This is a genomic window from Ligilactobacillus acidipiscis DSM 15836 (genome assembly GCF_001435755.1).
Taxonomy (GTDB): domain Bacteria; phylum Bacillota; class Bacilli; order Lactobacillales; family Lactobacillaceae; genus Ligilactobacillus; species Ligilactobacillus acidipiscis.
Window position 1 is genome coordinate 1 of sequence record NZ_AZFI01000004.1, and the last position, 12,006, is coordinate 12,006.

Annotated in this window: 11 protein-coding genes and 2 pseudogenes; 2 read left to right on the top strand and 11 right to left on the bottom strand. The window is 38.7% G+C overall.

All coding sequences use genetic code 11. From position 1 onward, the window contains the following. Nucleotides 1–26: 26 nt before the first annotated feature. From FC65_RS00765 to FC65_RS00780, 4 genes and pseudogenes are all read right to left on the bottom strand, one after another. Nucleotides 27–932, bottom strand: a pseudogene (locus FC65_RS00765) (family 1 glycosylhydrolase); the annotation flags it as partial. 3 nt (nucleotides 933–935) lie between these two features. Further along, the gene (locus FC65_RS00770) at nucleotides 936–1,286 is read right to left on the bottom strand and encodes a PTS lactose/cellobiose transporter subunit IIA (protein WP_056971187.1); all 351 of its coding nucleotides are present in this window, start codon (nucleotides 1,284–1,286) and stop codon (nucleotides 936–938) included. 42 nt (nucleotides 1,287–1,328) lie between these two features. Beyond that, a complete protein-coding gene (locus FC65_RS00775; protein ID WP_056971188.1) occupies nucleotides 1,329–2,219 on the bottom strand; it encodes a PRD domain-containing protein in 891 nt (296 codons plus the stop codon). A gap of 220 nt (nucleotides 2,220–2,439) precedes the next feature. Next, nucleotides 2,440–3,330 (bottom strand): LysR family transcriptional regulator, encoded by an 891-nt coding sequence (locus FC65_RS00780; protein WP_056971189.1) that lies wholly within the window; start codon nucleotides 3,328–3,330, stop codon nucleotides 2,440–2,442. 600 nt (nucleotides 3,331–3,930) lie between these two features. Between FC65_RS00780 and FC65_RS00785 the strand changes: the two genes are divergently transcribed. Continuing rightward, complete coding sequence (locus tag FC65_RS00785) at nucleotides 3,931–5,556, top strand: malolactic enzyme (RefSeq protein WP_056971190.1); 1,626 nt, start codon at nucleotides 3,931–3,933, stop codon at nucleotides 5,554–5,556. Between the two features lie 34 nt (nucleotides 5,557–5,590). After that, nucleotides 5,591–6,561, top strand: a pseudogene (locus tag FC65_RS00790) (AEC family transporter). Between the two features lie 188 nt (nucleotides 6,562–6,749). Here FC65_RS00790 and lacD read toward each other — a convergent pair. The 7 genes from lacD to FC65_RS00825 form a co-directional block, all read right to left on the bottom strand. Beyond that, complete coding sequence (gene lacD, locus FC65_RS00795; RefSeq protein WP_056971191.1) at nucleotides 6,750–7,730, bottom strand: tagatose-bisphosphate aldolase; 981 nt, start codon at nucleotides 7,728–7,730, stop codon at nucleotides 6,750–6,752. A 67-nt stretch (nucleotides 7,731–7,797) separates the two neighbouring features. Beyond that, nucleotides 7,798–8,316: a galactose-6-phosphate isomerase subunit LacB gene (gene lacB / locus FC65_RS00800; protein WP_010495566.1), complete on the bottom strand. Its 519-nt coding sequence runs from the start codon at nucleotides 8,314–8,316 to the stop codon at nucleotides 7,798–7,800. Nucleotides 8,317–8,383: 67 nt separating this feature from the next. Beyond that, entirely contained in the window at nucleotides 8,384–8,812 is a 429-nt protein-coding gene (gene lacA, locus FC65_RS00805; RefSeq protein ID WP_010495568.1) for a galactose-6-phosphate isomerase subunit LacA, read from the bottom strand. Nucleotides 8,813–8,891: 79 nt separating this feature from the next. After that, on the bottom strand, nucleotides 8,892–9,662 hold the full coding sequence (locus tag FC65_RS00810; RefSeq protein ID WP_010495570.1) for a DeoR/GlpR family DNA-binding transcription regulator: 771 nt from the start codon (nucleotides 9,660–9,662) through the stop codon (nucleotides 8,892–8,894). 250 nt (nucleotides 9,663–9,912) lie between these two features. Beyond that, a complete protein-coding gene (locus FC65_RS00815) occupies nucleotides 9,913–10,155 on the bottom strand; it encodes a hypothetical protein (protein WP_010495571.1) in 243 nt (80 codons plus the stop codon). A 57-nt stretch (nucleotides 10,156–10,212) separates the two neighbouring features. Next, the gene (locus FC65_RS00820) at nucleotides 10,213–11,622 is read right to left on the bottom strand and encodes a PTS transporter subunit IIC (RefSeq protein WP_056971192.1); all 1,410 of its coding nucleotides are present in this window, start codon (nucleotides 11,620–11,622) and stop codon (nucleotides 10,213–10,215) included. A 77-nt stretch (nucleotides 11,623–11,699) separates the two neighbouring features. Next, entirely contained in the window at nucleotides 11,700–12,005 is a 306-nt protein-coding gene (locus FC65_RS00825; RefSeq protein WP_010495573.1) for a PTS sugar transporter subunit IIB, read from the bottom strand. Nucleotide 12,006 lies beyond the last annotated feature (1 nt).

The window sequence follows — 12,006 nt, forward strand, 5'->3', positions numbered from 1 at the left end:
CACTAAAAATTAACTTTCAACCTTTAGTAATTCATTCCAAAGAAATCATTTTGCGGTGCAGCTTCTGCTAAAATATCCAAATCGCCATCTTCGATCTCTAAATGAGCGTCATTTAAACGTAAGATCTCGTTGATCGACTCCATCGTGTCATCTGAATAATAGCCTAAGAATGTCCCATCAAGTAAGAACTTATTCATGAACGCATCCTGTAATTTAGCAGCATGCACATTTTCTGGTGCATTATCGATCGGATAAATTGGTTGGATCACATGAATCAAACCGATCCGGCCAGGCAAGCCTAACTTCTTGTACAAATTGACAACACGAGCATGGGCAACTAGCTCATTGTGTTGTGCTTGGATACCGCTTGTTACATCAAAATGATGATTAGGTGGGAAGTTTCCTTGAATGTATTGTGAATATGCCAAAGAAATCAATTCGTTGATCGTAAACCATTTCTTCACTTCTGTGAATTCTTTAAAACAAAATTCAGCATAGTCCACAAAGTAATCAATATTTTTACGATTTAACCAGTCACCATCTTCAAATAATGTTTGCGGACTGTCAAAATGGTGTAAACTGACGTACGGCTCTAATCCTCGATCTAAGCATTCCTTAAACAAACGATGATAATAAGCAACACCTTCTTGGTTCGGTTCACCATACCCCTTAGGAAAGATTCGCGTCCAAGCAATCGAAACACGAATAGAATTCAAACCATATTTCTTGGAAAGAGCAATATCTTCTGGATAACGATTATAAAAATCACTGGCTGGATCAGGCGAAAAACGACCTTGAGCCTTCAAGTAATCATCCCACATCGTTTTACCTTTACCTGCAACTTTAGTACTGCTCTCTACCTGATAAGCGGCAGTTGCGCCACCCCAAACAAAGCCATTTGGTAAACTTTTTACTCTATTTAATAAGCTCATAAATTAAAGACCTGCCTTATCTAAGCGTTCTTCGATCTTAGCGATCCTTTCGTATTCGTTGATAAAGTATTCAACTTGATCTTTCAACATCATTGTTGTCATTAAAGTATCCTGACCATGAACCATGATAAATGTAACGTCCATATCAGCACCGCCGGCCTCTTTTGTCAGTAAACCAGTTTGTTCATTATGTGCTTCAACGATGTTTTTGTTTGCAGACTCGACTAGTTCGCGTGCTTTAGCAAAGTTTCCATTACGTGCCTGATTTAAAGCTTCGATCAAGTCTGATTTTGCATCACCAGCGTAAGCAACAATTGCAAAGCCTACCATTGAAATATCATTTTTTGTAGCCATTAGTAATTCCTCCCATTAACCTTCTCATTAAATAGTTCGTCGTCAGTAATTAGTTTCACTAGACTTCAAACCGCTTTCATTGTCTTTCTCATTAATGATCCTTTGAATGTGAATCAATAAATACAACTCTTCATTTATACCTAAATCAGCATCTAATTCACTGCAAATCGCTTCATAGATCTCGTGAGCTATTTTATAGGAATGTGGATATGAGGTTTTCATCTCTTCTTCTATCTTCACTATCGCACGCTCATTGCTTGGCTGATGTTGTGATAATCGTTCTGCCAAATAACCGAGATGAATCATCAATCTGTCATAAAAATTCTGATTAGAGCCATTTCTAAGTACCATATTTTTCTGCAAGATACTTTGTACCAGATCATTCAGATCTGAAGTGATCTGCGACGTCTCATTTCCTGCCGAAACATCTTCGCCCTCACTACGGCCGTTGATAAAGTGCAGCGCGATACTCTTGATCTCATCTTTAGGAAAGTAGACTTTTAAATTCGCGTTAATGATTTTTAAACCATCAGCAGCAATATGGTATTCAGTGGGGTATTGTTCTTGCATATCAGGAACCGGAGTACGTTGATAGGTATTATTTTGCAAATGCTTATACATTCCATTAATATGATCAGCTAAAGTAACATACACAAAATCAGCTAAATTATAATGATATTTGCTTTTAGCATTATCAACTATTTCGTATGTTGTTGTTACAATATTGATCGGAATATCCTTCAACAAGAATGCCAAGTTTTGCTGAGATTCCTTAGTTGCCAAATGCATTACTTTTTCGATCCGCTCATTATCAAGTTGGTCACCCTTTCTTTTTTGATAAGCGACCCCTCGACCTTTGACCAGCGCTTGGCGACCTTTTCCTAAATCTACGATTGCACAATTATTATTTAAAACTTGGACGATTCCTAGCAAGAAAATACCCCCTTTCATACATTTGGACAAAAAAAGGCCACAAGAGCAGTTGACAGTTCTATATGAACTGACCCCCATCTCCTATGGTCATGCCTAATTTAATAGTAACAATCCATTTAATATCCACGTCTTAGTATAAACTAAACCAAACAGTTTGTAAACGTTTTTTCTAAATAAGCGTTTATTTATTAACAACTTTAAACAATATAAAACAAAAATTCTATGACGAGCGTGATAACTCCTTCTGCAACAAATCTACAATACTCTGTTCATCATCTGACAATATCTTATTTTTACGATATGCAGTTGACATATAAAAAGTAGGCTGATCATCATCTAATAGGGTCAATGAATGTACTTGATCCGTTTTGGAAATAGCTGATTCTGTCAAAAAACCAATGCCGACGTTTTCGGCCACTAATGACTTCAAAATATGAATATCAGTCGTCGGATAAACAATGTGCGGTCGATAATGCGCATGGTGACTGACCTGCTTTAATGCCTTACCATGCACAAAGCCTTTGTCCAAAACTATAAAATTCTCATTTTTCAATTCGCTAAAATTGATTTCATCTTTTTGTGCTAAAGGATTGTTTTTAGAAACAATGATCTTAAATTTCGACTCGTCAAACAGCTCGACCTTTAAAACATCATCAATAACAGGAGACAGCGAGCTCAGTAAGGCTATATCTAAATCTCCTTTTTCTAAACGCAGGCGTAAATCAGCAGATCCAGCTTCGACAGTTTCGATCTTGTTGATCAATTTACTGCGAAATAAATCTGGCGATATCTTAGGAAAATAATAATTACCAATTATTGGCGGTAAACCCAATCTGACTTTACCAGATGTCATTTGAGCCAATTCTTTTTTGGCTATTCCTAATTCAGTCAACATATTTTGTGCATGGATCAATAATTGTGAACCTTGCCTAGTAGGTTCCAATCTTTGATGCGAATGATCACGAATAAATAACCTAGCACCAAATTCGTTTTCTAACCGTTTGATCGCCAAAGTAATGGTTGGTTGTGAAACGTTCTTTTCCATAGCGGCCTTAGAAAAATTTTTTTCATCAAAAACTGCTACAAAATATTCTAGATCTTTCACATTCATTTTAGCCCCTCCATATCAGCTTTTTTCTGCTGCCCATTAACATTTTTTATAAGTAACTTAAGATTTGACTATAATTTTAACACACTACTATACTAAGAATCGTTCAAAAGGTTGAGAACAACAAATTAACCTTTTAAGTTTTAACAAATAGGAGCTAATTTTTAGTCAACTTAGGTTACTGAGTCAAGTTGGGTGTTTCGCTTTGTTTTTATAGTTGAGCTGCACAACTCAGAAGATTCCGCTTATCACACCTCAAGCTCACAGCGCTGAGACCCGCGCTATAAGCCTGATGTCAGATAATGCTCATCTTCTAAACAAGTTGTTCCACTCTGTTTTTATAGTCGAGTTGCGTGAACCAGAAAGCTCCGCCTATCTCACTCTAACCTTCAATGCTAAAAACGCATTAAAGGTTAGACTATGATAGTGCTCACTTTCTCCCTGTTCACTCCACTCTGTTTTCATAGTCGAGCTGCGTGAACCAGAAAGCTCCGCCTATCTCACTCCAACCTTCAATGCTAAAGACGCATTAAAGGTTAGACTATGATAGTGCTCACTTTCTCCCAGTTCACTCCACTCTGTTTTATAATAGGAGGTTTTATCATGGAAAATGCACAAAATATTTTAAACGATCCCTTCAAAAACAAGGGCACCGCATTTACTAACGAAGAGAGAGAAAAATATGGTTTAATAGGCACTCTTCCTCCTCGTGTTCAAACTTTAGCTGAACAAGAAAAACAGGCTTATAACCAATTTAAGAGCAAGGATTCCGCCCTCGAACAACGACTGTTTTTAATGAATATTTTCAATACTAATCGGACTCTTTTCTATTCTTTAATGGGTAAACACATTACTGAATTTATGCCCGTTGTTTACGACCCAACAATAGCTGATTCTATCGAACAATATGGACAATTATTCGTGGATCCGCAATATGCTGCCTTTTTGTCGATCGATGATCCTGATCATGTGAAAGATGCCCTGGCAAATGCTGCCGGCGACCGCGACATTCGTTTGATAGTTGTCACAGACTCACAAGGTATTCTTGGCATTGGCGACTGGGGCGTTAACGGTGTAGACATCGCCGTTGGTAAATTGATGGTTTATACTGCTGCTGCAGGTGTTGATCCTTCTCAAGTACTGCCAGTTGTTTTAGATGTCGGAACTGATAATCAACAATTACTAGATGATCCTGAATATCTGGGCAATCGGCATTCACGAGTCCAAGGGAAAGACTATTTAGATTTTGTTGATAAGTTCGTCTCAACTTCCACTGCATTATTCCCTGAAGCTTTACTTCACTTTGAAGACTTTGGACGTGCCAATGCTTCTGTTCTCTTGGATAAATATCAAGATCAAATCTTGACTTTTAATGATGATATCCAAGGAACAGGGATCATCTCCCTAGCTGGTGTTTTAGGTGCTTTAAATATTTCCGGTGAAAAAATTACTGACCAGAAATTCTTAACATTTGGTGCTGGTACTGCCGGTGTCGGCATTGCTTCAATGCTTTATGATGAATTAGTGCGTGCCGGTTTGTCTTCAGAAGAAGCTAAAAAACATTTTTATCTCGTTGATAAACAAGGTCTATTATTCGAAGACACACCTGACTTAACAGATGGGCAAAAGAAGTTTACACGTTCACGTTCTGAATTTGACAATTCTTCTGAATTAACAGATCTTTATTCTGTTGTTAAAGCTATTCATCCGACAGTTATGATCGGTACTTCCACACAACCAGGTGCATTTACTAAAGAAGTTGTTCAGGAAATGGCACAACATACAGAGTGTCCAATTATTTTCCCATTGTCCAACCCAACCAAACTTGCAGAAGCTAAAGTACAAGATCTGATCGAATGGACACAAGGAAAGGCCTTGGTTGCTACAGGGATCCCAGCAGGTTTTGTAGAATATAATGGAGTCAGCTATGAGATCGGCCAAGCTAATAATGCCCTTGTTTATCCTGGTGTCGGCTTTGGCGCCATTGCTGTTGGTTCTAAGATCATTAATGAAAAAATGCTTGCTAAAGCCAGCCATGCTTTAGGCGGTATCGTTGATACAACTAAAGCAGGAGCTGCCGTATTACCGCCAGTTTCTAAATTAGAAGAATTCTCAACAACCGTTGCAGAGGTTGTTGCACAAAGCGCCATTGACCAAGGATTAGCTAAAGACGGTATCACTGATGCTAAAAAAGCTGTTCGTGCTACCAAGTGGACACCAAAATACTAAAATCATAAAATCTAAAAAAGAAGGTAAGCAGATAATGTCTGTATTTCTAACGTCTGTTTCCAGCGTTGTCGTGATCGTTTTGATCGTGGCCTTGGGATATTTACTAAAAAAATATAATTGGGTCGGTGATTCATTTGGAAGTGAAATCTCTTCAATAATTACCAAGATCGCTTTACCGGCTTCAATTTTTACCGTAGTTATGAAAAATTTGACTAGGTCAAGTCTGATCAGTCTCTCAACGGAATTAGTTTTCCCGGTTTTGGGTGTTGTGATCGGCTATGTTATAGCTTGGATAATGGTCAAAGTCTTCAAGATCAAACGTGGTCGCCGCGGGATCTTCATCAATGCCTTTGTTAACGCCAATACCATCTTTATCGGAATGCCTTTAATATGACTCTCTTTGGTGATAAGGCGATGTCATATTTTTTGATCTACTATATCGTTAATACAGTTTCAACCTGGGCATTCGGCGTATTCTTGATTCAAAATGATGACCCAACGGTCGATAAATCTGCTCAAAAAAAGCACAATAAGATCAACTGGAAAAAAATCTTGCCAATGCCGCTTGTCGGTTTTATAGTGGCCATCGTTTGGATGCTGTTAAGCATTCCAGTTCCAAACTTTTTGGGTCAAACTCTAAATTATGTTGGTTCACTGGTTACTCCACTTTCCCTAATTTATATCGGGATCGTCTTGTATAACGCTAGTTTAAAAAACTTCCACTTCGAACGTGATTCTGTTCTAGCTTTGATCGGACGTTTTATCTTGTCACCGCTTGTCTTGATTATTTTGATCAAGATCGGTGCTTCGACCGGTTTTTCAATGCCAAGTCTGATGAGCCAAACATTGGTCGTTCAATCAGCAACACCTATGTTGGCTGTTTTGCCGATCTTAGCAAATGAAGCTCATGGCGACGTTAAATATGCAACTGATGTTGTTGTTATGAGTACTGTATTGTTCATAGTCGTTGTACCTATTTTGATGACTATTTTACAATTTATCTAATTGAGTTACACCTTATAAAAACATTATTATCAAAAAAAGACTGCTATCGTACGGACATATGATCCATACGGTAACAGTCTTTTTGGTCAGGCTATGACAAGACAAGTAAGAAGCTTCGTCTATCTAACTCCAACATCACAGAGTTATAAATCACTCGTTACTTGCTTGTTGTTACCTTAACTTTTTAATTATTTAACTTTACTTTCCCAAGATGAAGCTGTAACTGCCAGAACTTTGTTTAGATCTTCAATGTTCTTCCGGCCAGTTGTCCGCATCCATTCGCGTCCGGCTTCCTCGCCATCTTTAGCAAATGGTTCGATCGAATGACGCCAGGTAGCACGGCCACAGAGAACCCCGTTGAAAGATGAGCCTGCTTCATGAGCAAACATCAAAGTTTCTTGGAAGAGTTCAGCAGAAACACCGGCACTCAAGAAGATAAATGGCACACCTGCAGTTGCCTGGTCTTGTTCTTTGAAGAAGTCCAAAGCCTGCTCTTTAGTGAAGATAATTTCATTATCACCATTGTAACCTGCAACATAATCCATGTTGACCGGAACTTCGACTTTCAAAACGTCGACATTGTAACGGCTCTTAGCAAATTCTTCAACCATTGCGTTGACCTTGTGTGGTTTTACTTTTGCATATTCAGCACTCTTGGTATCATCGATGTTGGCATCATATGACATCAGTTCCAAGAAGAACGGCATATCTTCAGCCACACATTCGTCACCGATCCGTTCCACGAACGCTTGCTTCTTGCGGTTGATCTCAGCACCTTCATCAACATCATAGTACAACATGAACTTGATCGAGTCAGCGCCGGCTTCTTTCAAACGTTTAACGGACCAGTCAGCCAGCAAGTCTGGCATGCGGCCAGGAGCAGTTGTGTCATAACCTGTCTTTTCATAAGCTGTCAGCAAGCCGCAGTTAGCGTCGCGTTCTTTAGCAGCTGGCAAACCATATTCTGGATCAAGCAAGATCGCAGAAGCATATTTAGTCAATTCGGAAGAAATAGCCTTCTTAAATTCAACGATATCTTCTTCATTGGCAGGCTTGTTAGCAGCGGCAGCCAACATTTTTTTCAAAGAACCGCGTTGGTCGATCGCTAAAGCAGCTATCACACCATCTTTATTGGACATACGTTTTAAAGCTTCGATTTTATTGGACATACTGTATTGTTCTCCTCTTTATTCAGTCTTAAAGTTCAGTATCTCGGTATTTTTGCCGACTAACACATTAGTCGTGATAGTAACCTTCATTCCATAACTTCATCTCATCATCATAGAAATGAGGATTATCATGTTGAGCTGGGTTATCTTTTTCAAGATTATCGATTTTTTCGATCAACTTCTTGTTTTCTGGTGTCTCTTTATATTCTGTTTTTAAGAAGGTATTAACGATCTCTTCAGCAAGGTGTTCACCAACAACTGCACCACCAAAACCGATAACATTAGCGTTTAATTCTTCTTTAGCATACTTAGCTGTTGTCACATCATTGACTAAAGCTGCTCTGATTCCTGTATTCTTATCAGCAGCTGTTGAAATACCAACACCAGTCCCACAAAGAACAACACCAAGATCAGCTTTGCCATCGCGAACTAAGTCAGCAACTTTTAAACCATAAATTGGGTAGTGAGTTCTAGTATTGTCATAAGTTCCAACATCGATCACTTCATGGCCTAAAGACTTTATAAAATCTGAAATTTGAATTTTTGTACCTGTAACAATATGATCATTTCCTAATGCGATAATCATTGCAATTCCTCCTTGAGATAGACATTTTCTTTTTGATCAAGCCTGTTAATTTTTTAGCAGCCGTTTATTAAGATAACTTCTCTAACATGTCCAAACGGATCTGGTGACGACCGCCAGCATAATTAACACCTAAATATTCATCAACTAATGATTCAGCCTTCTTTGGTCCTACGATACCTGCACCAATTGCGATCGCCTTTGCCCCATTATGTTGTGTTGTCATATGTGAGGTGTTTTCTTCAGCAACGTTGGCTGTAACCATACCATGGATCTTATTTGAAGCCATTGCTGAACCGGCTCCAAATTCATCAAACATGATCCCACGGTCTGCCTTACCATCAAGTACAGCACGAGAAACTGCCACAGAAGAATCTACAAAGTCTGCTGCTGGTTCTTCAGTCAGATCGATCACATCATAGTCTTTACCCTTCAGATAACTCTTAATATATTCCTTTAGATCAAAGCCGCCCTTATCAGATGCCAATGCAATTTTCATGATAAAATCTCCTTTGTTTTTGGCTAAATCATCATCAACTGATTCAGCCCTTTGTTTTTACAGAGCGAGTCACTAAACTTCACTCTATTTGTTCCTTTGTTAAAATAACCTTTGTATACTGCTGATAATGTGAAACTGCTTCGTCATTCAACTCAACATTAGTAATCAAATAATCAACATCATACAAATTGTAAAACTGATAAAAATCGTCGCGATTTATTTTAAAACGATCAGCCAAAACGATCTTTGTCAGGCTATTATTGATAGCAACTGTTTGGGCACTGCCCTCCTCAGTATTTGCTGTCATCATGCTTTCATTGCGGATACCATTAACACCGACAAAAGACTTGCTAAACTTTAAATCTCCCAAGGTGTCGCTAGCCAAACCACCAATAAACGCTCCTGACCGCTCGCGAAAGTTACCACCGCCTAAAACCAAATCAACATTTTTGTTTTGCCATGATTCAAAGACCGGCAAACTATTAGTGACGACTCTCAAATCAGCAATATCATCTACGTAACGAACTATCAGCTCCTGGGTCGTGCCAGGGCCAATGTAGACCGTGTCACCCGCATTGATCATTTTTGCAGCCCGCTTAGCAATTTGTTCTTTTTGCTGAAGATGGACCTCTTTTTTTTCAATGTGAGATAACTCAGTCGCATCACTGCTAGCAACACTCTGGGCACCGCCATGTATTCTAACCAACTTGCCGCTGTCCGCTAATTCATCCAAGTCGCGACGAATCGTCATATCAGAAACTCCCAGCTCATTGATCAAATCCTTAACAGTCATGATGCCGTTTTGGTTAACCATATCAAGCAGCATCATCAGCCGTTCTCTTTTTAACATGCTAGCAGCTCCCTTTTATGGTTGTTTTTGTTTGTCAATGTTCCTTACATGTATAAATTAGCACTAAAACAGACTATAGTCAACGTTTTATGTGCATTTTTGTTTGTTTATTTTTAATAAAATAAACATTTAGCTCAATATATTTCTTTATTTACTCAAAAAGGTACTGCGAATTAACACAGTACCTTCTGCAGTCATTTACATGACCTGATTTTGTGACAAATCATGGAAAATGCATTGACCGATAATATTAACTTTCTTGTTGCTGTTCATGTTTATATTCCTCATGTGCCTTTTTATTACGTTCAATACGTCTGTAATATGACTTAGGAACACCAACTGTCTTATACAATGCGTATAGTGCAATGATCGTTGAGATCGTTTGTACCATAGGATTTGGAAATGCTGTTGCAATGATACTTGAAACGATCACGATCGCTGCCCACAAAATAAGATTAGCGCGTTTTGACAATTTACCGGTTGCTTTTTTCATGATTATCACCTCGATTTTTGTCATCGTAAAGTTGACTATTATACTAACGTCTTAGAATTAGTTGCTTTCTTTTGCAGCAGCATATTCAGCATTACGTTTCTTCATTTGTTTTGCATACCACCAGAAGATCAAACCATATGCGATCAAAGCAAGAGCTGCATAGATAATAAACTCGATTTGTCCTTCAGAAGCCTTACCAACTAAGTAAGCCAAGAACTGTTCGATAGGTCCTTCTTTAGTAGCTTCAGCAATCTGTGTACCTGAACCAACACCGGCAGGGAAAGCACCAACTTGTTTAGCAACACCTGTGATGAATGGAGCAGATAATGTACCAGCCCACAAGAAGATAGGCATTTCAATAGCACCGATAACGATCATACGAATGATCTTACCACGAGTAACAACTAACAAAGCAGGTGTAACACCCATAGCAATGATAGAACCTAAAGGCATGATATGGTTACCAGGAAGTACCAATGCTTCAACCAACATGATAGGAGCTAAAACGTTAGCTGCAGCCCAAATTTCGGCACGGCCAGCGATAAATGGCCAGTCAAGACCAATGTTGAATGTACGTCCCTTAAATCTCTTAGTAGCAAAATCAGAAATACCTTGTGACAATGGTTCAACAGCGGCGATAAACCAAGAACCGATCAAACTAAACAGTTCCAAACATGTACCACCAGTGAAGGCTAATGTCAAAATTGTCTGAACGTCTTGTTTTGAAAGCAAGCCGATGAAGACACCTAAGTAAACACCAATGGCAAAGTGACTGCCCCAGAAACCGATCTTTTTGTTCAATTCGGCGGAGTCAAAGTCATACTTGTCCAACCAAGGGAAAAGTTTATCAAATATCTTATCAAATACCATGATAATTGGGTTCATCATGTAGTTCAAATGGGTTGTAGTCATCGGGTTTTCATCCGGTGCATCCAACAGATCGTTGAAGGTTGGCTTCATCAGATCAGAGTTAACGATCTTCAAAGCACCAATGTATAAGATCAAAAGCGTAGCGACAAATAGGTTAGCACCGAAGTACATAGCCATCAAAGCCGTAAATGAAATATGCCAAATATCAAAAATATCAACATCCAACGTATTTGTCTTGTTTAAAACCAACATTACAACGTTTAACAAGATCATAATAAGTAAGAAGAACAAAGTATATGGGGAACCCCAAGTAATAGTACCCAATGGAGCCCAGCCAACGTCAGTGATCGACAAGTGAATACCTGTTGATTTAACAAAATCGACCAACGGCTTTTGGTATGCAGTTGTCAATAAGTTGATAATGTCACCAATAGCTGTCAAGGCGATGGCTAAACGAATACCACCTTCCAAGGCACGAGAAAACTTGACCCCAAACAACAGCGCTAATAGTGTTAAGACGATCAACATGATCGGAGCAGCCCCCAGATCGATGATCGGCTTGAATACCGCATTAGCGATATCAATAATAGTTTGCATTAAAAATTTCACTCCTTTTTATAATAGAAAATTATTGCTTTTTAAAAATTTAATGCCTTAATTTTAACGAAGAGTGTTTATTTTAAGCCCTCTTTTTTGATTGTTTCTTCTACCTTGTCATAAACAGGTTTTGCCATTGCAGCGATCCGATACAAAATAGGACCAGCATCAATTACAGGGATAGAAGGCGTAAATCCTAAGTCAGTTTTAGCAATTGGGGTGAAAATATCATATTTGCTGATCATATCTTCGGTAATGTCTTTAACCATGACAGCGTCACATTTAACGTCGTATCCACGATCTCCCATTTCTCTTTCCAATGCATCTTTGATTTGATGACTTGAATTAACTCCTGCTCCACATGCTGCTAAAATCTTGATCATA

Coding starts and splice junctions, on each gene's coding strand:
- FC65_RS00810 (WP_010495570.1), bottom strand. CDS start 9,662: ATGTTAAAAAGAGAACGGCTGATGATGCTGCTTGATATGGTTAACCAA.
- FC65_RS00820 (WP_056971192.1), bottom strand. CDS start 11,622: ATGCAAACTATTATTGATATCGCTAATGCGGTATTCAAGCCGATCATC.
- lacD (WP_056971191.1), bottom strand. CDS start 7,730: ATGTCCAATAAAATCGAAGCTTTAAAACGTATGTCCAATAAAGATGGT.
- FC65_RS00815 (WP_010495571.1), bottom strand. CDS start 10,155: ATGAAAAAAGCAACCGGTAAATTGTCAAAACGCGCTAATCTTATTTTG.
- lacA (WP_010495568.1), bottom strand. CDS start 8,812: ATGAAAATTGCATTGGCATCTGATAAGGGCGGCTTTGATCTAAAGGAA.
- lacB (WP_010495566.1), bottom strand. CDS start 8,316: ATGATTATCGCATTAGGAAATGATCATATTGTTACAGGTACAAAAATT.
- FC65_RS00780 (WP_056971189.1), bottom strand. CDS start 3,330: ATGAATGTGAAAGATCTAGAATATTTTGTAGCAGTTTTTGATGAAAAA.
- FC65_RS00770 (WP_056971187.1), bottom strand. CDS start 1,286: ATGGCTACAAAAAATGATATTTCAATGGTAGGCTTTGCAATTGTTGCT.
- FC65_RS00785 (WP_056971190.1), top strand. CDS start 3,931: ATGGAAAATGCACAAAATATTTTAAACGATCCCTTCAAAAACAAGGGC.
- FC65_RS00825 (WP_010495573.1), bottom strand. CDS start 12,005: ATGATCAAGATTTTAGCAGCATGTGGAGCAGGAGTTAATTCAAGTCAT.